The sequence below is a fragment of the Labilibaculum manganireducens genome, from assembly GCF_002843385.1.
GTDB lineage: Bacteria > Bacteroidota > Bacteroidia > Bacteroidales > Marinifilaceae > Labilibaculum > Labilibaculum manganireducens.
This window is the reverse complement of sequence record NZ_MVDE01000002.1, coordinates 1-23,280: the sequence shown is the minus strand read 5'-3', so window position 1 is coordinate 23,280 and position 23,280 is coordinate 1. Positions and strand designations below refer to the sequence as shown.

Annotated in this window: 21 protein-coding genes; 10 read left to right on the top strand and 11 right to left on the bottom strand. The window is 36.2% G+C overall.

Annotation, left to right across the window (positions count from 1 at the left end):
* Positions 1-9: 9 nt before the first annotated feature.
* The gene (locus BZG01_RS01440; protein WP_101308051.1) at positions 10-1,713 is read left to right on the top strand and encodes a lytic transglycosylase domain-containing protein; all 1,704 of its coding nucleotides are present in this window, start codon (positions 10-12) and stop codon (positions 1,711-1,713) included.
* A gap of 383 nt (positions 1,714-2,096) precedes the next feature.
* Here the strand turns inward: BZG01_RS01440 and BZG01_RS01435 are convergent, their stop codons facing one another.
* Genes BZG01_RS01435 through BZG01_RS01425 form a run of 3 tightly spaced genes read right to left on the bottom strand, consistent with a single transcriptional unit; the run spans position 2,097 to position 5,277 of the window.
* Entirely contained in the window at positions 2,097-3,611 is a 1,515-nt protein-coding gene (locus BZG01_RS01435) for a GldG family protein (RefSeq protein ID WP_101308050.1), read from the bottom strand.
* 10 nt (positions 3,612-3,621) lie between these two features.
* Positions 3,622-4,341, bottom strand: coding sequence for an ABC transporter permease subunit (locus BZG01_RS01430; RefSeq protein ID WP_101308049.1), 720 nt, complete (start codon positions 4,339-4,341; stop codon positions 3,622-3,624).
* A gap of 6 nt (positions 4,342-4,347) precedes the next feature.
* Positions 4,348-5,277: an ABC transporter ATP-binding protein gene (locus BZG01_RS01425; RefSeq protein WP_101308048.1), complete on the bottom strand. Its 930-nt coding sequence runs from the start codon at positions 5,275-5,277 to the stop codon at positions 4,348-4,350.
* Between the two features lie 168 nt (positions 5,278-5,445).
* Between BZG01_RS01425 and hxpB the strand changes: the two genes are divergently transcribed.
* Positions 5,446-6,099, top strand: coding sequence for a hexitol phosphatase HxpB (gene hxpB, locus BZG01_RS01420; protein WP_101308047.1), 654 nt, complete (start codon positions 5,446-5,448; stop codon positions 6,097-6,099).
* On the opposite strand, the gene BZG01_RS01415 is transcribed toward hxpB, so the two are convergent.
* The 6 genes from BZG01_RS01415 to hpt all read right to left on the bottom strand — a co-directional run bounded on the left by BZG01_RS01415 (position 6,086) and on the right by hpt (position 13,656).
* The gene (locus BZG01_RS01415) at positions 6,086-6,598 is read right to left on the bottom strand and encodes a shikimate kinase (RefSeq protein WP_101308046.1); all 513 of its coding nucleotides are present in this window, start codon (positions 6,596-6,598) and stop codon (positions 6,086-6,088) included. The genes hxpB and BZG01_RS01415 overlap by 14 nt on opposite strands.
* A 48-nt stretch (positions 6,599-6,646) precedes the next feature.
* Complete coding sequence (locus BZG01_RS01410) at positions 6,647-9,238, bottom strand: DNA gyrase/topoisomerase IV subunit A (RefSeq protein ID WP_101308045.1); 2,592 nt, start codon at positions 9,236-9,238, stop codon at positions 6,647-6,649.
* 50 nt (positions 9,239-9,288) lie between these two features.
* Positions 9,289-11,121 carry a DNA topoisomerase IV subunit B gene (locus tag BZG01_RS01405; protein ID WP_101308044.1) on the bottom strand — a complete coding sequence of 611 codons (1,833 nt, stop codon included), beginning with the start codon at positions 11,119-11,121 and terminating at the stop codon, positions 9,289-9,291.
* 380 nt (positions 11,122-11,501) lie between these two features.
* Positions 11,502-12,491: a GTPase ObgE gene (gene obgE / locus BZG01_RS01400; RefSeq protein WP_101308043.1), complete on the bottom strand. Its 990-nt coding sequence runs from the start codon at positions 12,489-12,491 to the stop codon at positions 11,502-11,504.
* Positions 12,492-12,507: 16 nt separating this feature from the next.
* The gene (locus BZG01_RS01395) at positions 12,508-13,113 is read right to left on the bottom strand and encodes an adenylate kinase (protein WP_101308042.1); all 606 of its coding nucleotides are present in this window, start codon (positions 13,111-13,113) and stop codon (positions 12,508-12,510) included.
* Positions 13,114-13,656 carry a hypoxanthine phosphoribosyltransferase gene (gene hpt, locus BZG01_RS01390; protein WP_101308041.1) on the bottom strand — a complete coding sequence of 181 codons (543 nt, stop codon included), beginning with the start codon at positions 13,654-13,656 and terminating at the stop codon, positions 13,114-13,116. It abuts the gene before it with no gap.
* A gap of 294 nt (positions 13,657-13,950) precedes the next feature.
* Here hpt and purE point away from each other — a divergent pair, with 294 nt between their 5' ends.
* The 4 genes from purE (at position 13,951) to BZG01_RS01370 (ending at position 18,204) form a co-directional block, all read left to right on the top strand.
* Positions 13,951-14,457: a 5-(carboxyamino)imidazole ribonucleotide mutase gene (gene purE, locus BZG01_RS01385; protein WP_101308040.1), complete on the top strand. Its 507-nt coding sequence runs from the start codon at positions 13,951-13,953 to the stop codon at positions 14,455-14,457.
* 286 nt (positions 14,458-14,743) lie between these two features.
* On the top strand, positions 14,744-15,556 hold the full coding sequence (locus BZG01_RS01380; protein ID WP_101308039.1) for a PorV/PorQ family protein: 813 nt from the start codon (positions 14,744-14,746) through the stop codon (positions 15,554-15,556).
* 99 nt (positions 15,557-15,655) lie between these two features.
* Complete coding sequence (locus BZG01_RS01375; protein WP_180327164.1) at positions 15,656-17,605, top strand: helix-hairpin-helix domain-containing protein; 1,950 nt, start codon at positions 15,656-15,658, stop codon at positions 17,603-17,605.
* Between the two features lie 125 nt (positions 17,606-17,730).
* Positions 17,731-18,204 (top strand): PaaI family thioesterase, encoded by a 474-nt coding sequence (locus BZG01_RS01370; protein WP_101308037.1) that lies wholly within the window; start codon positions 17,731-17,733, stop codon positions 18,202-18,204.
* A 2-nt stretch (positions 18,205-18,206) separates the two neighbouring features.
* Here BZG01_RS01370 and BZG01_RS01365 read toward each other — a convergent pair whose 3' ends face one another.
* Positions 18,207-19,112, bottom strand: a complete 906-nt coding sequence (locus BZG01_RS01365; protein ID WP_101308036.1) for an RluA family pseudouridine synthase — start codon at positions 19,110-19,112, stop codon at positions 18,207-18,209.
* A 362-nt stretch (positions 19,113-19,474) separates the two neighbouring features.
* Between BZG01_RS01365 and ybaK the strand changes: the two genes are divergently transcribed.
* From ybaK to BZG01_RS01345, 4 genes are all read left to right on the top strand, one after another.
* On the top strand, positions 19,475-19,963 hold the full coding sequence (gene ybaK, locus BZG01_RS01360; protein WP_101308035.1) for a Cys-tRNA(Pro) deacylase: 489 nt from the start codon (positions 19,475-19,477) through the stop codon (positions 19,961-19,963).
* Positions 19,960-20,598: an HAD family hydrolase gene (locus tag BZG01_RS01355; RefSeq protein ID WP_101308034.1), complete on the top strand. Its 639-nt coding sequence runs from the start codon at positions 19,960-19,962 to the stop codon at positions 20,596-20,598. The genes ybaK and BZG01_RS01355 overlap by 4 nt, the downstream gene beginning before the upstream one ends.
* 51 nt (positions 20,599-20,649) lie before the next feature.
* Positions 20,650-21,303 (top strand): DUF5020 family protein, encoded by a 654-nt coding sequence (locus BZG01_RS01350; RefSeq protein WP_101308033.1) that lies wholly within the window; start codon positions 20,650-20,652, stop codon positions 21,301-21,303.
* A 66-nt stretch (positions 21,304-21,369) separates the two neighbouring features.
* A complete protein-coding gene (locus tag BZG01_RS01345) occupies positions 21,370-22,650 on the top strand; it encodes an NCS2 family permease (RefSeq protein ID WP_245870231.1) in 1,281 nt (426 codons plus the stop codon).
* A gap of 283 nt (positions 22,651-22,933) precedes the next feature.
* On the opposite strand, the gene BZG01_RS01340 is transcribed toward BZG01_RS01345, so the two are convergent.
* A partial coding sequence (locus BZG01_RS01340) for an IS66 family transposase (RefSeq protein WP_143470803.1) occupies positions 22,934-23,280 on the bottom strand: 347 nt, incomplete at its 5' end.

Here is a 23,280-nt window from a genome sequence, read left to right as displayed (position 1 = left end):
AAAACAATGATGAAAAGAAAACAATATATTTTACCCCTTATTTTTTTAGGGACAGCATTTGCTTGCAGCACTACCAAACAGTCAAGTTCGGAACAGACATTCAAGACAGAATCAGAAATTGAACAAGTAACTCTTTCTGAAATTGACACCTTATCGAAAGTTGCAGTAAATGTAATTGAGGAAACTGAAAAGGACTCTTTGGATTTTCTGAAAATTAATCCGGTGGATGTTCGCTGGGATTTGAATGACAGTATTAATACAACCTTCTCAAACAACTTAGACAGTCTGCTTTATTCGTGGTACGCAAAAAATACATTTAAAACAAGAAAATACGTTCAGGACTCCATTTCGGTTCAAACAGAAAAAATTCCCGATTCCGTTTATATCAAACGATTGGAACAAATTCCTTCTATAATCGATTTATCTTACAATAAAATCGTGCGAAACTACATCGAATTGTATTCGCAAAGAAGAAGATCTCAGGTTGAAATGATGATGGGAATGTCAGAATATTATTTCCCGATTATCGAAGAGATTTTGGACAAAGAAGGTCTGCCTCAGGAATTAAAATATTTACCCATCATCGAATCGGCTTTAAATCCAAAAGCACTATCCAGAGCCGGAGCCAGTGGTTTATGGCAATTTATGTATGGAACCGGCAGAATGTATAAGCTTGACATTAATACTTTTATTGATGAGCGAAGAGATCCTGTAAAAGCCAGTTATGCCGCAGTAAAATATCTGAAGGATATGTACCGGGTTTACGGAAATTGGCATTTGGTAATTGCTGCCTACAACTGTGGCCCAGGAAATGTTAATAAAGCAATAAGACGAAGTGGCGGTAAGAAAAACTATTGGGATATCTATTTTCATTTACCAAAAGAAACAAGAGGATATGTACCTGCATTTATAGCCGCTCTTTATACTTTTAATTACCACAAAGAGCATCAGTTATTCCCGCAACCATCAAATTTGCCTGTTGCATGCGACACATTGCTTATTAGTGAACAACTTCACTTTGATCAGGTTGCCAACGTAATCAACATTTCAAAAGAACAATTAAGAGAATTAAATCCTCAATACAGAGCTGATATTATACCTGCCAGTAAAAATGGTTATGCATTAAAAATCCCTCTGGAATACACCTCTAAGTTTATAGATAATCAAGACTCTATTTTTGCTTACAAAAAGGAGTATTATTTTAGCATGAAAGATAAAGTGGTAAATCCTAATGACCGTTACCAAAAGTTTGCCCACGTTGCACCCAAGGATAAAGCCAAGGTGTATTACAAAGTAAAATCGGGTGATGCCATAGGACTTATTGCTTCCTGGTTTCACGTTAGAACGTCGGATCTCAGATATTGGAATAACGTAAGAAGAAACTTAATTAAAGTTGGCCAAAAACTAGTGCTGTATGTTCCTAAAGGAAAAGAATCCTATTATAGTAGTTTCAATACAATGAGTTACAGTCAGAAACAAGCTACATTGGGCAAAACAGTTGCATCAACAACACAAACCAGTGCGAAATCAACTCCTACTGCTAACAGTAACGAATCATACATTTATTATACCGTGAAAAGAGGTGACAACTTCTGGACTATCGCCAAGAAATTTCCGGGCATTTCCAACTCCGACATTATGAAAATTAATAATATAAAAGATGATGGAAGTCTTAAAGTGGGGCAAAAATTGAAGATTCAACCCAAAAGCTAAAAATTAATCCTGTTAAAACAATATAAAATAAAAAAAACGAAGTACTTGCTTCGTTTTTTTTATGTTGTTTTATTAACAATACTAAATGTTTTATTAACAACGATTAGATGTCTTTATTTTAATTCCATTTAAATAACACTACTAAAAAGCGCTGTACATCCATATTTTGCAGACCAACAACATTTTTATCACAACAAACAATTCAAACATTAATCAAAAAATTTTGATCGGAAAGGAATATATAATTAAATTGCAATTAATAAATAAAATCAGACTCGATCTGACTTATTTATCCCGATTTATTGATATGCTAATAAGCTTCTGGTATATTCTTTCCCGGAATTGCCAGAAGCCGGGATAAAACAACTCTTCCTACACCCGTTCTACTTTATAAAACCAGGTTTCATTCTTTTAGTTCGCTTCCTTCGTCTTCTTTCAAAACGGAACAAACCATATGCAATTATTAGCACAAGTGGAAGTAAGAAATTAAGATATTTTAAAAAGAAAACTCTGGCATCGGTAATTTCTTTTATTGGGCGTGAAGAAACGCCTTTTGTTCTTAACGACATCAACCCGGTATCATCACTTAGCCAATCTACCGCATTCGCTAAAAAATTAATATTATCTCTCTGAATAGCAATTTTACTGGCACCTAAACCATTTACAATAAAATTTCCATCACCTACAACACAAATTCGCGCTTCTTTTTCACCACCCATATTTCCTCTTATTGTAGCCGCAACGGTTAAATCCGGATAAAGAAAATCCTGTGCACGCCATATTCTTCCAATATTAAAACTAATTGGTGCTTTTAATTTCCCCGAAATGTCGGATGTAAAGGCAAGAGGCTGATAGTTCATCGTACTATCACCTATGAAACTAATCGGGCTTGCAAACTGCAACACAACCGTTTCTATACCATCTGTAATCGTATGGTTTGAAAATTTTGATATCACAGGCAAAAAAGGAAAATTAATTTGCTGTGGATAGGAAAAATATCCTTGCTGCTGAACCGTTACGGTTCCACATTTTTTATCCACAATAAAAGAATCATCTACATACAAGCCTTTGGTTTGCAGCCATGTTTCCAAACCGGTATTTACCGAAACGCCAATTCCATCATTCAACATTCCGTTTACCCGCTCAATAGCTATAAATAAATTCCCTCCGCCAGCTAGATATTTATCCAGACGTGATAATTGTGTTGATGAAATGGTTGCCATGGGCCCAATTAACATCAAAGACTTGTAATTCGAAAGATCAGGCTCAGATAACAAATGAATCTGCTTAACATCGTACAAAATGGATAATTCGGCAATGGCCTGTTCCAATTTTCCAAGTGCAGGCTCACCGTGTCCAACAATGTAGCCAATTTTAGGTTTATCCTTAATGGTTAGTCTTTTAATTAAGGTAGACAAAGTATATTCCATAACTATTCCAGGTTTAATTAATGGAATAATTTCTGACTTATCTCCAACTTGAATAGACATTCCCAAAAAGACTCTTTGCACCTTAATCTGATCTTTTTCCCGAACTTCCAACGGCACTGGATTGATTCCGGCCTCGATGGCCTCTTGTTCCAACTCCTCATTCACATTGGGGTTGATAAATTCAAAATCAATTTTCTTCTTACTGTAATTATTATATTCTGTTAAAAGGTTTTTCAGATCCTGTACCGTCCTGTTAACGTCCGGAGGCAGATTATCAGACACATACAAAGTTATTATAATAGGTGTCTCCACCTCTCTTAAAATACGTTTGGTTGATCGATCCAATGTATATCTCTTATCCTCGGTAAAATCAGCCCGAAAGAAAAAAACCGAAGAAATAAAATTCAGGATGATTAAAATTCCTGCTACAACTAAACTGCTGTATATTATATTTTTTCTTTTAGTCATAAATCAGGATTTACAGATTGCGATTTGATAAAATCATTTTTGACGTAAAAAGACAGAAAAACACAAGAGAGAAGAAATAAATCAGATCTTTTGTATCAACAACACCTCTTGATATTGATTCAAAATGAGTTGAAAGACTCATATAACTAAAGAAACTCCCAAGGAAACCAACAAAATTCGAAGCCAACACATCAAAAATAATGTGAAAGAATATGCCTATAGATAAGGCTGTTAAAGAAGCAATTATTGGATTGGAGGCAATACAGGAGGCAAGCAATCCAATACTAATATAAACCATACTCATAAGCAATAAACCCACGTATCCCAATAAAATTGCCGAATGATCTACCGGACCAATTGCCCATAAAGTGAAATAATAAATTACTGTTGGAGCCAGAGCTATTGCAATTAGCAGCAAAGTGGACAAAAACTTACCAAAAATTAATTGCCAATCGCTCACGGGTTTAGTAAGAAGGAGCTCAAGTGTTCCTGCCTTTAATTCCCCCGCAATTGAACGCATAGTAAGAGCCGGAATAAAAATAAACAAACTCCAGTAAGCAACAGTAAAAAATGTATTGAGATTAGCTTGCCCTACAAAAAAGACATCTGCCCCGTAAATCCAAGTAAAAAAACCACTAAATCCTAAAAAAATAACGATTAATACATAAGCTGTTAATGAATCAAAAAAGGTGCTTAGCTCCCGGCTGGCAATGTGCAAAATCTGTTTCATAAAAATCTAATGAAGGGTTAATATCCTAAATATATCCTCCAGTTTTTTTTCTGTAGGCGTCAGCTCAGTAATGTAATAATTATTTCGAACACAAGTATCAAATATTGCTTTAACTGATGTTGTATTGGGCAAAGACTGTATCTCAAACAATTGTTTATCAACATCAATAATATCAATAGAATCGATGGTTTCAATCTCAAATAAGGATTCAAAAATATGGTCAATATCGCCTCCTTGTACTCCCAATTTCAGGATCTCATTTCCCTGAGCTTGCTTCCTTAATTCTGCAGCGGTTCCGTCCACTACAATTCTACCATTATTAATGATTAAAATACGATCGCAGGTAGCTTCAACCTCTGCTAAAATATGAGAACTTAAGATAACCGTTTTTTCCTTTCCAATACGCTTGATAAGCTCCCGAATCTCAACAATCTGGTTTGGATCAAGCCCAGTTGTCGGCTCATCAAGAATTAAGATATCCGGATCATGAATTAAAGCCTGCGCCAACCCTACTCTTTGCTGATAACCTTTTGACAGCTCACCAATTAATTTGTGTTTTTCCCCTTCTAAACCACATGTCCGAATCATATCCAATATCCTTTCAGGAATAAGATATTTAGGTATCCCATGAATTTTCGCAATGAATTCCAGAAAATCGATAATGTTCATTTCCTGGTACAATGGATTATTTTCGGCCAGATATCCAATATTTTTCTTAATGATTTCGGGATGATCATGAATAGAGTAACCACCAACCAATATGTCTCCTTCTTCAGGTTTAATAAAACATGCCATTGCTTTCATGGTAGTGGTTTTTCCTGCTCCGTTAGGACCCAAAAAACCTAAAACCTCTCCTGCTTTCACACGAAAAGATACATTATCAACAGCCTTTTGAGGACCATATCTTTTGGTAAGATGTTCAACAACAATATCCATATACGAAAAATCTAATTGTATCTAACAAATTTAGAAAAAAGCCCATCTATCCAACTGAACTGTCAGCGATTTAACAATTATTAACAGTAAATAATCAGATGTGATTGCTGCCTTCTCTATCGTATACTTAAAATAAGTATTTTTGCAAGCTAAATGTAAAATGTAACTATGATTAAAGCAGTAATTTTTGATATGGATGGTCTTTTGATTAATTCAGAACCATTCTGGCAGGAGAGTGAAACAAAAGTATTCTCTTCACTTGGACTTGATGTTAACAATAAAATGTTTGAACAGTTCATGGGAAAAAGAATAGACGAGGTAGTTGAAGTAATGTATAAAATGACGCCCTGGAATCATGTTTCGAAAGGGAAAGTTACAGAAGATATTGTTGAAAATGTTATTCGTTTGGTATTGGAAAAAGGAGCTTGTTTGGATGGCGTGAATAAAACTCTGAAAAATTTACAACAGGCTTCCTTTAAAATTGGACTCGCCTCATCCTCGAAAATGAGAATTATCTCAGCTGTTTTGGAAAAACTACAACTTCAAGATTATTTCGAAGTAGTTCATTCGGCCGAATTTGAAAAATATGGAAAACCACATCCACAGGTTTTTATAACAACAGCGGAATTACTCGGCATTCATCCTTCAGAATGTGTAGTTTTCGAAGATTCTTTAAATGGCGTAATCTCTGCTCTTGCAGCTAGTATGAAATGCATTGCAGTTCCTGAGAAAAATGCCTGTAATCTTGATAAATTTATCATCGCAAATAAAGTTCTTGGTAGTTTGAATGATTTTGAGATTCCTCAACTTACGGATTTATAATTGGATCTAGAATTACGATAAAGTCTTCTAATTCCAAGTTACCAGAGACCATTTTATACTGTGCCTTTTCGTAAAAAGGCATTCTGGTCTTTAAATGCCTTACGATGTAGTCCAGAAGTTCATCCTGTGAGAAATTTTTCACCAAAGGACGCTCGGTATCTGAGTTCGTAATTCGCTCCCGAAGCAACGAAGGACTGCATTCGATAAACAAAGTAACCCCCAAGCGATTCATCTCCTCCATGTTGTTGTTGAAACATGGAGCTCCGCCACCGGTAGCTACAATAAGATTTTCTGTATCGGAAATTGATTTCAATGCATCATGTTCCCGTTGGCGAAAACCTGATTCTCCGAATTTTTCGAAAATTTTTGGGATCGTTAAATTCTCTCTCTTTTCAATCAGAGTATCAAGATCTGCAAAATGAAAACCATAATGAGCCGCAATCATCTTACCCCAGCGTGATTTACCACAGCCCATATATCCAATCAAAAAAATCTTCATTTCAAAATTTTAAATAAATCAAGGAATAAGAATTCGCTGAAAAGAAAATTAATCTTGATTATTTTCAGCGTTATCATCAACCTCAACGCCTTCAATATTTTCATCTTCCTCTTCGCGAGGTAAAGGCTCAATTTCTTTGATTTCAGAAATTTCGTAAATTGATAATCTTTTTCCTCTTGCTTTGTATGATTTTACACCTATAAACTCATCTCCATCTACAATTTCATTAGGCCGGTCTTCATTTTTGCCACCATATGAAATTTCGAATCTTGGATACTGCTCATCGGTTAAGCAAACAAGTCTGTTAGCAGGATTTTCACCTAAGAAACTTACCTCTTTGCCATTTCCTTCCATGGTAAAGCGTTTTAGGTAGTAATAATCCTGATCAGCATCAAAAAAGACAGCAGACCAAATTTTTTCATCGTCATATTTTTCAATAATACTGATGTTATCAGGATAGTGATTACTTAAATCGAAGCTTGTAAAATGAAACGATGATGCTCTTGTTACAACAAGAATTTTGTCATCTCCTGTAAATTCGCCAATAAAATCACCTCTTTGATCTGTATTTATACGTAAAACATCCGGATCAAACCATATTTTTCGTCCTCCCAAAGTAGAAACCCCTTCTTGTTTCAGAGTAATCTTATGGACGTCATTTCTGGATAATATATTCCCCATTGAAGCACGTCCCTTAACAGCCAATTCTGCAAAATCAAATTCAAAAACTGTTTTTTTCAAACGAGCCTTTGGCTTTAAAACAACGCGAATAACTTCAGCCTCACCATTTGGATTCGCACTAAAGTACAGAATTCGTGAACCATCGGTAGATTTGGTGATATCGTACTCCTTGTCACGAGTAATACTGGTAACAGAAAAACGTTTTACGTAAGAGTTTCCAGCCTTGCCATCCCGATAAGCTACATTATAAATAGTTCTTTTATCATTCTTTCTGAACACTGCAATGTGCAGCAGGTTCTTTCCAACAAAACACTTATCAGCAACCTTGGTCACAAAATAAGTACCGTCTTTTCTAATCACAATAATGTCATCGATATCAGAACAATCACAGATGTACTCATCCTTCTTCAGACCTGTTCCAATAAAGCCTTCCTCTCTGTTAACGTATAATTTTTCGTTGGCAACCACTACTTTGGTTGCTACAATATTTTCGAAACTTCTAATTTCAGTTTTTCTTTCCCGCCCAATTCCATATTTTTTCTTTATGGATTTATAGTACCTGATTGTGAAAGGAATAATATTTGCCAAATGAACTTCAATTTCCGCTATCTCATCTTCAATAGATTGAATAAAATCCTTGGCTTTATTAATATCGAATTTAGAAATTCTTTTAATTTTAATCTCAGTCAACCGTACAACATCATCACGGGTTACAGCACGCATTAAGTGTGCCGTAAAGGGTTTTAAACCAGTATCGATAGTTTCAATAACCTCTTCCCATGTTTCACACTCCTCAATGTCCCGATAGATTCTGTTTTCAATAAAAATTCGCTCCAAAGAAGCATAATGCCATGACTCTTCGAGTTCATTTTTGCGTATTTCAAGCTCGAGTTTCAGTAAAGCAACCGTATTATCGGCAGCCCGTCTTAAAATTTCGGCAACACCAATAAATTTCGGTTTATCATTCTCAACAATACATGAATTGGGAGAAATAGAAATTTCACAATCTGTAAAAGCATAAAGAGCATCAATGGTATTATCAGAAGAAATACCATTGGCCAAATGAATCTGGATTTCTACAAATTCAGCCGTATTGTCATCAATCTTTTTGATCTTAATTTTCCCTTTATCATTTGCTTTGATAATGGATTCAATTACGCTTGATGTTGTTTTTCCAAATGGGATTTCCGTGATTTTAAGAGTCCGGTTATCGAACTTTTCAATTCTAGCTCTCACTTTCACCGCACCACCACGCAAACCATCATTGTAACGGCTTACTTCAACCAATCCAGCTGTTGGGAAATCCGGATAAAGTTCAAACTCCTCACCACTCAGGTAGGACACACAAGCATCAATTAATTCGTTGAAATTATGTGGTAAAATTTTGGATGCCAGTCCAACCGCAATACCTTCTACCCCTTGCGCCAATAATAATGGAAATTTTACCGGAAGCGTTATTGGTTCTTTGTTACGCCCGTCGTAAGATTGTTTCCAATTGGTTGTTTTTGGATTAAAAAGAACCTCCAAAGCAAATTTGGATAAACGTGCTTCAATATATCTTGGTGCAGCGGCAGAATCACCGGTAAGAATATTTCCCCAGTTTCCCTGCATATCAATCAACAAATCTTTTTGTCCCAGCTGAACCAGCGCATCTCCAATTGAAGCATCGCCATGAGGATGATACTGCATGGTGTTACCAATAATATTGGCTACCTTATTGTATCGCCCATCATCCAGTTGCTTCATGGCATGCAAAATTCTTCGCTGAACAGGCTTTAACCCATCATTTATATAGGGTACAGCTCGTTCTAAAATCACATAGGATGCATAATCCAGAAACCAATTTTGATACATCCCTGAAAGATATGTCACATTCCTCATTGTTTCGGAGTGCACGCCATTCACATCATTATCCATTTCCTCTGGGATTTCCATACCATTTGTCTCGTCGTTACTCATAGAGGTATTTGGGTTTATTTAGTTCTAAAAAATCGATTGATGAAATTTGCTTAAAGCTCATCTCTTTCAATATGAAGATTACCGATGATAAATTCTTGTCTTAAAGGAGTATTTTTCCCCATGTAGAATTCCAGCATGTCCGGAACAGAATCATCTTTCTTCATCACAACAGGATCAAGCCTGATGTCTTTACCAATAAAGTGTTTAAATTCACTTGGTGAGATTTCACCTAAACCTTTAAATCGGGTTATTTCAGGGTTAGCACCAACACTTTTCATTGCCTTCACTCTTTCCTCTTCGGAGTAACAATAATGAGTTATTTTTTTATTCCGAACGCGAAACAGCGGTGTTTGTAAAATATACAAATGTCCGCTTCTTACAACATCAGGGAAAAACTGCAGAAAGAAAGTAATCAACAACAAGCGAATATGCATTCCATCTACATCGGCATCGGTTGCAATAATCACATTGTTATAGCGCAGACCTTCCAATCCATCCTCGATATTTAATGCTGCCTGCAACAGATTGAATTCTTCATTCTCGTAAACAATCTTTTTCGTTAATCCATATGTATTTAAGGGTTTCCCTTTTAAACTAAAAACAGCCTGAGTATTTACATCCCTGGATTTGGTGATTGATCCACTTGCCGAATCTCCCTCGGTAATAAAAAGAGAAGCTTCTGATTTTTGTTCGTGTTTTGTATCAAAATGAACCCGGCAATCACGTAATTTTTTATTGTGTAGGCTGGCTGTTTTTGCTCGTTCTTTGGCAATTTTTTTTATGCCTGAAATGGCCTTTCGCTCTTTTTCTGACTCAATAATTTTCTGGAGAATAGCCTCGGCTACACTTGGGTTTTTATGCAGATAATTATCCAAATTAGAAGTCACGAAATCCATTATAAAATTCCGAACGGACGGTCCTTCCGGACCTATATCTTTAGAACCCAATTTTGTTTTCGTTTGTGATTCAAAAACCGGCTCCTGTACTTTAATACTAATTGCTGATATAATAGAAGTCCTGATATCTGATGTATCAAAATCCTTTTTAAAGAAATCCCGAATCCCTTTCACCAAGGCTTCTCTAAATGCAGCAAGGTGAGTTCCCCCTTGCGTTGTATGCTGTCCGTTTACAAAGGAATAGTACTCTTCGCCATACTGTCTGCCATGGGTCATAGCAACTTCGATATCCTCACCTTTCAAATGAATGATATCATATAATCCTTCCGAATTCATATTCTCATTCAAAAGATCAAGCAATCCATTTTTCGAAAAGAATCTTTGACCATTAAAGTAAATAGACAGTCCTGCGTTTAGATAAACGTAGTTTTTAAGCAGTGTTTCTATATATTCCGAAATAAACCGATAATTTAAAAACAACTCCTCGTCAGGATGAAAAACAATTTTCACACCATTTTTTTCCTCGGTAGGCTGAATGTCATTTTCCTCAACAAGAACACCTCTTGAGAAAACAGCTTTCTTAACCTCTCCTTCGCGAAAAGATTCAATAATAAACTGATCGGACAAGGCATTTACGGCCTTTATCCCCACTCCATTAAGACCTACGGATTTTTTAAATACTTCAGAATCGTATTTTGCTCCTGTATTCATTTTAGAAGTTACATCAATTAACTTCCCTAGGGGAATACCCCGGCCAAAATCACGAACAGTTACGTTCCTGTCTGTAATACTAACTTCGATTGATTTGCCCACTCCCATAGCAAACTCATCAATTGAGTTATCAATTACTTCTTTCAATAAAATATAAATACCGTCATCATGAGAAGATCCATCGCCAAGTTTCCCGATATACATACCAGGGCGTTTGCGAATGTGTTCTTTCCAATCTAATGTACGGATTGAGTCTTCAGAATATTTTGCAGTCATGAAAAATCGCGTTTTTACAAATATAGTTAAAAGAACCATTCGTTAGGAAGTAGTTTATCAACAGCCTGTTGAAATGCCCTTACTTAAAGCAATATTCCGGAAATAAAGCCATTCCTATTTCCCTAAAAATCAACGAAAAAAGATATTGCAATACCCAGTAATTCAGAACAAACACAAATAAAATTCAATCTAAAAAACTTAATTGTATTGACTATTGCCTTTTTTTTTAGTTTTGCTAAATCAAAAGAAAGACAAAGGAATAAAGAAAATAAACACTGGAAGAATTGAAAACAATGCAAAATTACTGATGTAAAAAAAGCTTCTTTCTCATCAGTAATTGGAGAAAGAAGCCCTAAGTTATTTTAATGCTGTAAAAGCTTTTACTCGTTAATAGCTTTCCAAAGCATATCTTTTAATTCGGTAAGTCCTTTTTGAGCCACTGAAGAAATAAAAACATGAGGTATTTCAGGTAAATCCTGTTTCATCTCATCAATCAACTCCTGATCCAACATATCTGATTTTGTAATTGCCAGCAATCTCTGTTTGTCCAGAAGTTCCGGATTAAACTGTTTTAGTTCGTTCAACAGAATTTTGTATTCATTATGAATGTCGTCGCTATCGGCAGCTACCATAAACAGAAGAACCGAATTTCTCTCAATGTGCCGTAAAAACCGCAATCCTAGTCCACGCCCTTCGTGAGCACCTTCAATAATACCAGGAATATCTGCCATCACAAATGAGCGATTATCACGGTAAGACACGATACCTAAATTAGGAACCAACGTGGTAAAAGGATAATCAGCAATTTTAGGTTTTGCCGCAGATACAACAGAAAGCAAGGTAGATTTACCCACACTTGGAAAACCAACTAAACCAACATCTGCAAGAACCTTTAATTCTAGTATTACCGGTCGTTCCACTCTTTCTTCTCCGCTTTGAGCATAACGAGGTGTTTGATTTGTTGAAGATCTGAAATTCCAGTTTCCAAGACCTCCACGACCACCTTTCACTAAGATTTTCTCTTCACCATCTTCGGTTACATCAAAAATAACTTCACCAGTTTCAGCATCGCGGGCAACAGTACCCAATGGCACCTCAATCACCTTATCCTCTCCTTCCTTACCTGTACTTCGGCTCTGTCCACCATCGCCTCCATCACCAGAAAAGACGTGGCGACTGTATTTTAAATGCACCAGAGTCCAAAGCTGCTTGTTTGCACGTATGATAACATGTCCTCCCCGGCCACCATCACCACCATCCGGTCCACCGGTCATTGTCAACTTATCCCTGAAAAGGTGAGTTGACCCGGCACCTCCTGCACCCGAACGACAAAATATTTTTACGTAATCAACAAAATTAGACCCAGCCATAATATATATTTTTAATCTATTGTACTTCAACAGGAACTAATTGTCCCGCTAAACATTTTTCCAGCAATAAGCTAATTCGTTCAAGTACATCATCTAATGATCCTATTGCATCGAGAGAGTGATACACACCTTTTTCTTTATACCGCTTTGCAATCGGTGCAGTAACATTTTCATAAATCCGAAGGCGTTTTTCAATTACTTCTCTTCCTGAATCATCCAGCCGACCGGAAGATTCGCCTCTTTTTAAAAGTCGTTGAATTAATTCTTCTTCTTCCACTTTTAATTCGATAACTATATCAACAACACTGTCCCTTTTAGCAAGCATTCCGTCAAACACATCAATCTGACCTTCGTGACGTGGCATGCCATCGTATACAAAACCCTTTGCTTCTATATTGCTGTCTAAAAATTTCTCAACAATTCGATAAGCTAATTTATCCGGAAAAAAATTTCCTCCATCAATCAATCTTTTTGCTTCCAATCCTTCGGGTGTTGCCTGCTTAATTTCTTCTCTGCACACATCGCCTGTAGAAAGGTGAATCAACCCATATTTTTTCTGAAGCAACTTAGATTGAGTTCCTTTTCCCGAACCTGGAGGTCCAAACAAAACAATGTTCAACATTTACTTTTCAATTACAGTATACACATCCGGAAGGTTTCTACCCATTCCATCGTAATCCAATCCTCTTCCAACAATAAAATCATTCGGTATTTCCATACCTACGTAATTTAATTTCACATCACGAATCAAAGCATCTGGTTTAAACAACATGGTTGCAATCAAAACTTCTTTGGCTTCGTAATCTTTAATTTGTTCCAGTGTATTTGTGATCGTAATTCCTGTATCAACAATATCTTCCAACAACACAACCGTTCTGTCTTTTAAATCTTCTGTAAAACCCATTAGTTTTTTCACTTTCCCAGTTGTTCCCATTCCATCGTATGAGGACAATCTCATAAAAGTAATCTGAGCATTTTCAACAGTTATCTGCTTCATCAAATCTGATGCAAACATGAAAGAACCATTTAAAATACAAATAAATAAAGGATTGGTCCCAGCAAGATCCTTATTCATTTTTTCAGCCATTTCGGCAATTACATTGTCAATATCCTCAGAAGGAATAGACACTCTAAATTCTCGATCCAGAAGTTTTACAGTTTTCATTGATTCAATTTTTGTCTTAGTTGTCCGATTTCCCCCAACAAGATTTCCCTTGAAATATCGGGCGTTTAAGGCAATGCCCTAAAATATCGTAAAATAAATATGTCTCACTCTAAAAAAACAGAAATAAAAAATGTTCCAATTCCACAGTGCTACATACATATTTTTTTTTCAATTTTACGTTTGAAAAAATAGTCAACAATGCAAGCAACATTGGAATTAAAACAATTCCTTAATTTTTGCTGCAAAAGTACAATTTTTTGTCATTTTATTTACCAAATCCACGAATAAAACCATATGAAAGCAAAAGTAAGTATCATAATGGGAAGTACATCTGACCTTCCGGTTATGGAAAAAGCCGCCAAAGTCTTAAACGACTTCAAAATCCCTTTCGAGATTCATGCATTATCTGCTCACAGAACACCTGAAGAAGTTGAGAAATTTGCCAAAGGAGCATTCGATCGTGGAATAAAAGCCATTATTGCCGGAGCAGGAATGGCAGCACATCTGCCTGGTGTAATTGCTGCAATGACACCAGTACCGGTAATTGGAGTACCAATCAATGCATCCTTAGATGGTATGGATGCGCTTTTAAGTATTGCTCAAATGCCTCCGGGAATTCCTGTTGCAACAGTTGGCATTAACGGTGCTATGAATGCAGGTATTCTTGCCGGACAAATGCTTGCCATAGGGGATAGCGAATTACAAAAAGATGTTATCGCGTTTAAAGAAAGTCTTAAAGAAAAAATCGTTAAAGCGAACGAAGAATTATCTTCTGTCAAATACGAATTCAAGACCAATTAGGAAACAAAATAAAAATTTAAAAATAAAACCACAAAACATAATTCTGTTTTGTGGTTTTTTTTATTATATTTATCACCGATGTAATCCTGATTAACATTTAAACAATGCAATTCAGCTTATAACAAACAATCAGTGCTTATAAGATCACACAATTACTATTTTCAACAATAATATTATTTCATAGATTCAAGAGTATCAATACATTAAAATTATTTCGAAACAGATAATGATCATAAGAGAAAAGGTGTTCATTTACTCTTTCTATGACTTGGACAATAATCTCAGGATGAAAAAAACGTATCTGCTTCTTCTTCTTTTACTCCCAATTCATTTATTCGCATCAAATGAAAATCATTTAGCTGGTGCCCGCTCGCATGCAATGGGAAATTCAAGTGTTGCATTATTAGATATTTGGGCAGGTTTCCACAATCAGGCAATACTGGCAAAATTGGATGAAAAATCTTTTGGAGCGTACTACGAAAATCGGTTTGAAGTAAAAGAACTAAGCACGAAAGCATTTCATTTTAACTATCCGACTCAACTGGGAACTTTCAGCATGACTTATACACAATTTGGTTTTAATCTATATAAAGAAACCAAAATTGGTATCGCTTATTCCCGTGCTTTAGGGAAACACTTTTGGGCAGGATTGCAATTTGATCAAATCCGACAAGAATTGAATCAATCCTACGGATCACAGAGCAAATACACATTCGAAGCTGGAATTCTCGCAGAAATATTTCCTGATATTTACTTAGGCTTTCATATTTTCAACCCAAGTCAAACAAATTTCACCACTGCAGATTATGAAGATAAAATTCCCTGTACTGCAAGATTTGGTCTTTCGTGGAAGTTGTCCGATCAAACGATTATCACCTCTGAAATTGAAAAGGATTTGGATCATGACATGAGAAGCAAATTTGGCATTGAATATGGAATAACTGAAAAAATATCTCTACGCGCAGGAGTATACAATCATCCGAATTCAATCAGCATGGGAATGGGATTTTCTTTTAAAATTGTGAAAGCCAACATTTCCTTTTCCCGGCATCCGGTATTGGGTTATACTCCTTCGGCTGATATCAATATAACCTTTTAGTTTGTGCGCATGAATTCCTCAAAACATTTAATAATCCTCTTGTGTTTACTTTGCTGCGCACTAATAACCAAATCCCAAAATACAGCGTCACAAAATGATTTGATTGAAAATTTAATTGAATCAATTGCAGAACAAAGCGAAGAAGATTTGGATTACTCGAATCTGCTCGACGAATTAAACATCCTTTTAACTGATCCAATAAATTTAAATAGTGCGAATGAAAGTGATCTTAACAAGCTGTTTATTCTCAATAAAAATCAAATCGCCAATTTCATTAAATACAGAGAAAGTACCGGCCAAATATTTAGTCTTTATGAATTACAGCTAATACCCGGATTTTCATCGGAAACTATTCGAACCATTGCTCCATTTGTTAGTCTAAAACAAATGGCACAAGACACTCTCAGCAGAAGAAAAAAAGCAAAGCACATTCTACTTTTAAAATCAGAAAGAACAATTGAGGAAGAAAAAGGCTACACTACTGAAAATACAAACTCAAGATATCTTGGAAACCCATGGAAATATTATTCGCGCTACCAATATACATCTCCTGAAAAAAATGTCTCTTTTGGTTTCACCTCCGAAAAAGACAAAGGAGAACCGTTTTTTGAAGCAAAAAATAAGAATGGTTTCGATTTTTACTCAGCCTACATTCAATACAATTCCAAAGGGATTTTAAAACAAGTAAATCTTGGTGATTATCAGATCAAATTTGGACAAGGATTGAGCATTTGGTCTGGATTGGGAGGTGGCAAATCCTCTTTAACAACCCATAACGCATATAAATCTCAAGGAATTAAAAGCTATAAATCTACTGATGAAAACCAGTTTCATCGTGGCATATCGTTACTATTAGAACCTCTTAAAAATGTAAATTTTGCGCTGTTCACCTCCTACAAAAAGAAAGATGGCACTCTTCAATCCGATTCCATAAAACCTTTTATTTCCAGCATTGTAAACACAGGCTTTCATAGAAATTACAGCGAATTTGAAAAAAAACACAAATTGGAAGAAATGATTTTTGGCACCTATTTATCGGCCAATCTGAAAAAGATAGAACTGGGAATATCTTTTCTGCAATCTAAATATACACCTGAAATAAAAGGAACCGATGCTGCTTACAATTTTTACGGCCTTAAGGGAAGTGACAACCGTAATATTAGTCTTTACTACGAAACTCAATTTCGATCGATACACTTATACGGAGAAATAGCGCAAAGCAAATCAGGAGGCAAGGCACTTTTGCAAGGGGCAAATATACAGGCTCACCCACAGCTTAACTTCGAACTGATCTACCGAAAATACGATCCGGATTATCATGCCTTATTCTCGAATGCATTTGCAGAACAAAGTAAAACTCAAAACGAAGAAGGTTTTTACATGGGGGTAGAATTTCATCCTTATCCAAAATGGACTCTAAAAGCTTATTACGATCAGTTCGAATTTCCATGGCTGAGATATTCAGCCAACTCGCCCAGTGAAGGACATGAATATTTCTCACAACTTGAATTTACTCCTAACAATTCGGTTTCGGTTTATTTTAGGTACAAGCAGGAAAGCAAACCAGAAAACGACAGCTCAGGTGTTATCAAAAGTCTGGTCGACCAGAAGAAAAATCAATACCGTCTTCATTTATCGGCAAAACTGAATGAGAATTGGGAAATTAGAAACCGAATTGAAATCTCACAATACCAAAAGGAAAATATCATTGAAAATGGTTATCTCCTTTATCAGGATTTAATCTATCACTTTACAAACAAACCTATTTCCCTGAATATTCGTTACGCTTTATTCGACACAGATTCTTTTAATTCGAGAATTTACGCGTACGAAAATGACATTCTTTACGCCTACTCCGTGCCCGCCTGCTATCTAAAAGGAAATCGTTTTTACATCAATTTTAATTGGGAATTAAACAGGCATCTTAAATTATACGCGAGATATTCTCAAACAAAATATTCCAACCAAACAAGCATAGGCTCGGGCAATTCAGAAATCAATGGCGACACAAAATCAGAAATCAAATTACTCCTCAAATTTCGTTTTTAAGACCGATAATTAAATGAATTGCACGACAAGTTTGTTGCACTCCTTCGCTTTGTTCATTTATACATCGGCAATAATTTCGCAATTAAAGAATCCTTTCTTACTTTCGAACCCCAAATTCAATAAGCATGAAAAAAATAATCAATCCTTATATCGAAACCGAAAATGGAAACTGCTTTGGCTGCTCCTCAAAAAATGAACAAGGTTTGCAAATGGAATTCTTCGAAGATGGCAATTTTATTGTCTCGCACTGGAATCCGAAAGCTCATTTGTCGGGTTTCAAAAATGTATTGCACGGAGGAGTTCAGACTACTATTCTTGATGAAATTGCTTGCTGGGTAGTATTTGTAAAATGCCAAACCAGTGGAGTAACCACAGCCTTAAATGCAAAATTCAGAAGCTCTGCTTTTACAGATAAAGGATTGCTGACAGTGCGGGCTCAATTAATTTCTCAAGAAAAGAAATTTGCGAACATTCATGCTGAAATATTGGATGAAAATGGAAAAGTCTGCTCTGAAGCCGAGGTACAGTATATGATATTTCCTCCTGAAATGGCAAAGAAAAAGTTTGGATATCCAGGAATCGAAGCATTCTATGAGTAAAATTACACCAGATTAAAATCGTCTTTGTATTTCTCCCATCGTTTTTCTTCCATCTCCATAAAACGGCCGAACTTATAAGGTGGATCTATCGATATATCCATCTTCTCGTTTGTAACCGGATGATGAAACTGAAGCCCTGTTGCGCACAGGAACAATCCTTTCCTGCGCAAAATCTCACCTTCACTTCCATATAGTTTATCGCCCAAAATTGGAGTTCCCATTCCTGCCATATGAATTCTCAACTGATGAGTTCTTCCTGTTTTTGGAAACAAATGAACCATATTTAAGGTTTGATTGCGAATCGAATTATTTCTTTGAATTACCCGAAACGAACTAACCGCATCCTTACCATCAACAGGCATATCAACCTTACCTTTATCAGGCAAACTGCCGATAACTACTGCTGTATATTGCTTGCTGACAGTTCTATTTTCGAATTGCGCTCCTAAGCACTTAATTGCATGGGATGTTTTTGCTATCAATAACAATCCACAAGTAGGATTATCCAAACGATGAACCGGACGAAAAACCGTCAAAGCATCAATACATGTTGAATGCTTTAAATTAAACGGCAAAGTATTTTGTATAGTGCGAAATAAATTTCCACTTACCGAAATGCCAGCAGGTTTATTAATCACAGCAATATGCTCATCTTCATAAATTACCTCGAGTTCCAATTCAAATACCTTTGCCGGAGGCAATTCCAAATCACACATGTCAATTCGTTGCCCTGATTCTACCCACAAACCAGTTTTTGCAACAACTCCATTCACCAGTACCATCCCCTTCTTTATTGCCTTTTTCATTCCCTGATGAGATGAAACTGAAACAAAAACAGAAGGAGCATAATCCTGCAAACGAATATCGCCTATACCCTCTGGAACAATATGCGTTTCGATTACTTTCACAATATTTTAGTATAAGTTTCTATACCTGAAAGATAAAACAAAATCAGGACAGTATTTGCCTTAGATCGACACCCGATAAAAAATTGTCATAATTCTGTAACAACACGATTCAAACACCTAATCTGCTTTCTCTTAAATATGTAATTTTAATTCTTAACAAATTAAAACAATACTATTATTTCCTCCTGCAAACCTTTGTTTCTGACAAATATCAGTTTTTTAATGAGCAGACAAAAAAGTTTTTAATTTTGAAATTTAAAAAATTTACTACTTTTGCGCCTTATTATAAAGGCATCATCTGGGAAACTGGTAGTTTCCAGTAAAAAAGCAATTGTTTTTTTAACTGGCCAAAAAACAAAAGGATGAAAAAGACAAATGCGGCCCGCATTTTAGATCGGGCAAAAATTGAATACGAAATTATCGATTACGATTTGGATCCAATAGAATTGGGAGCCGAACGCGTAGCTGAAAAAACAGGTCAGCATATTCAATTTATCTTCAAAACACTTGTCCTTACCGGAGATAAAACTGGCACAATTGTCGCTTGCATTCCCGGAGCCTCCGAACTTGATCTTAAAGCATTCGCAGCTCTTAGCGGCAATAAAAAATGTGCAATGGTTCCCATGAAAAATATTCAGGAACTAACAGGCTATATTCGTGGTGGCTGTTCTCCGCTGGGAATGAAAAAAGATTATCCTATCTTTATGGATATGAGTGCTCTTAAGCTTGACTACGTGTTAATCAGTGCCGGCATCAGAGGCAAACAACTAAAGCTAAATCCACATGATCTGCTAAAAGTATCAGGTGCAGTAACCGGAGCGATAGCTACCCTAAAATCCCAAACTACATGATAAAAAATAAAGCGATTATTTGGGATTACAACGGAACACTTTTGGATGATCTTTCAATAGGTCTTCAAAGCATCAACGAGATGCTGATAAAAAGAGAGCTTCCTATATTAAGCAAGGAAAGCTATAGAGACGTTTTTACTTTTCCGGTAAAAAAATATTACGAATCTGTTGGATTCAATTTTGAAAAGGAAGATTGGGACATGGTTGCAACAGAATTTATCTCCAATTACAAATCCTTACTACCTGAATCAAGCATATTTCCTGAAGCTATTCAGCTTCTTTCCCATTTTTCGTCCTTAGGTAAAAAACAATTTATCCTGTCGGCAATGGAACAGAACATGCTGAACGCTTCGGTTGCAAGTGAAAATATTGGCAGTTTTTTCTCCGAAATTTCCGGCATTGATAATATTTATGCCAGCTCTAAAATTGCAAATGGAATTAAAATGATTGAAAGTCATCAGCTTACTCCGAAAGATGTTTGCCTGTTTGGTGACACGACCCACGACTACGAAGTTGCTCAGGAATTAGGCTGTAGTTGTATATTAATTGCTGCAGGTCATCAATCCATCAAAAAATTAAAAGAGACTGGTTGCCCTATTGTGGTCAATCACCTTAACGATATTATAAAGAATTAAAACAACCATTTTTAGTAACTACTATTTTCAAACCTAAACAATCATTTTAAGATGAAAAAATTACTTGTAATCTTCGCTGTTCTGGCTTCCTTCGCAGTGAATGCTCAAAACTTTCAGTTGCACCGCGATTTCGACAGAGATCAATTCACGTCTACTTTCGAAATGTTTAAAATGGACAAATGGGGTAACACGTTTACTTTCGTAGATTTTGATTACGATGCAGAAAACGGAATCAACCAAGGTTATTTTGAGATTGCCCGTGTATTAAAAACAGAAAAAATGCCTTTCGGTATTCACATTGAATACAATGGTGGTGTTGGAAATGCAGAAACTCCAATTGGAGATTTTGGGTACACAATTAACAACGCATGGATTTTAGGTTTAAACTATGCAAAAGGTGGTGCAAAATCTGGATTCTCAACTTATGCAGGTTACAAAGCAATTAAAAATGCTGACGAGGCTAACTTCCAAATCACTGGAACCTGGTATGTAAACTTCTTAGAAGGTAAAATGACTTTCTCAGGATTTGCAGATCTTTGGACTGAAAACGGTTTATCTGATGACACTGTATTCTTAACTGAGCCTCAGATTTGGTACAACGTTTCTAAAAACTTATCTCTTGGTAGTGAGGTAGAGATCTCAAACAATTTTGCCGGTGACGATTTTAAAGTTCGCCCTACTTTAGCTGTAAAATGGAATTTCTAATCGAAAAACTAATTATAAACAACCATGTTAGATAAATTTTTTAATATCACTGGGCAAGGTTCAAACATGAAGACAGAGATTGTCGCCGGTTTAACCACTTTTGCCACTATGGCCTATATTTTGGCTGTAAATCCATACTTTCTCTCCGTTGCAGGAATGGATTATGGTGCTGTAATGACTGCAACTGCATTATCTGCAGTGATTGCTACATTAGTTATGGCATTGGTTGCTAAACTTCCTTTTGCTTTGGCTCCGGGGATGGGACTAAATGCCTTTTTCGCATTCACCGTATGTGGTGTAATGGGATGCAGCTGGCAGTTAGCTCTTACCGCAGTATTTGCAGAAGGTATCATCTTTCTTTTACTTACGTTCTTTAACGTTCGCGAAGCCATTATCAACTCAATTCCTACCAATATTAAACATGCTATTTCGGTAGGTATTGGTTTGTTTATTGCTTTTATCGGATTAGCGCATAAAGATGTTGCAATTATTGTACAAGGACAAGGAGTTCCTGTTCACTTGGGAAATCTTCATTCTGCAGGGGCATTGCTTTGTATTTTAGGCATCATTGTAATTGGTATACTTTTGGTTCGTAACGTAAAAGGTGCAATTTTAATTGGACTTCTTGCTGTAACTGTTGTTGGATTGATTCCAGGATTAGATGTTACCAGCCTTCCTAAAGATGGTGGTTTAGTTAGTCTTCCTCCATCATTAGAGCCTATCTTTTTCAAATTTGTAGGATTTGAGGAGGTTCTATCCTGGAAGTTTGTTTCGATTCTATTCGTTTTCCTTTTTGTAGATATGTTCGACACTGTTGGAACCCTTGTTGGTGTATCATCAAAAGCAAATCTTTTGGATTCAGAAGGAAGAGTACCCCGTGTTAAGCAAGCTCTTTTTGCTGATGCTATTGGTACTACTGCAGGTGCAGTATTGGGAACATCAACTGTAACAACTTACGTTGAAAGTGCTGCCGGTGTAGCCGAAGGCGGAAAAACTGGTATGACCTCATTGGTTGTGGCATTCATGTTCTTTCTGGCCTTATTCTTCACGCCGCTTTTCACAATGATTCCTGCGGCTGCAAGTTCATCAGTTCTTGTAATCATCGGTATTTTCATGATGAGTCCAATCACAAAAATTAACTTTGATGATTACTCAGAATTCATTCCTGCTTTCCTTACCATGATTATGATGCCTCTTGCATACAGCATTGCAGAAGGTATTGCATTCGGTATGCTTTCCTATGTAATTTTAAAAGTACTAACTGGTCGTTACAAGGAACTAAACATTGCAATGATTTGTATTTCCTTTTTATTTGTACTGAAATACATTTATAATATTGGTGAGTAATCGCAGTTTCTCATATTCTAAAACCCTTTTCACTCTTATGTGGAAAGGGTTTTTCTTTTGCCAAAATTCTGGATCGGATCAAACCAGTTTCAGCAATAGCAAAATTCTATTACATCCTCTTGTCAACCATTCCCCCACCGTACTAATGCAAGTTTTTTTTTTGATTTCGAGAACAAACACCTACCCCCTCTAAATGTAAGCGTCTCCGGGTCGCCACTCCGTCAAAAAAAAACACCCCGTCAAATTTTGGTTCAAAATTGACGGGGTATTAAAATATCAGATATTACTCAGCCCACTTATCAGGAAGCAAGTTTCTCATTTGTTCGTTGGTCATGGTTTGGTGTTCTGCCAGATGCTGTATCACATCTTTGAAATAAGAAAAGGCATTCACATTGTTCAGTCTGCATGAAATAGCCAGAGAATATAGTTTCGCAGTTCTGGCAGCTCCAGCATTAGAGCCACAGAAAAGCGAATTGCGACGACTAATGCTAATGTAACGCATTGGTCGTTCAATCCTATTATTATCCAAATCGTAATCTGTAGATATTATAATATTGTAAATCGATTCCAGTTCGTTGAGACAGTATGCAGTGGCTTTATTTAAAATATGGTTGGGTAGTATTTCAGGGT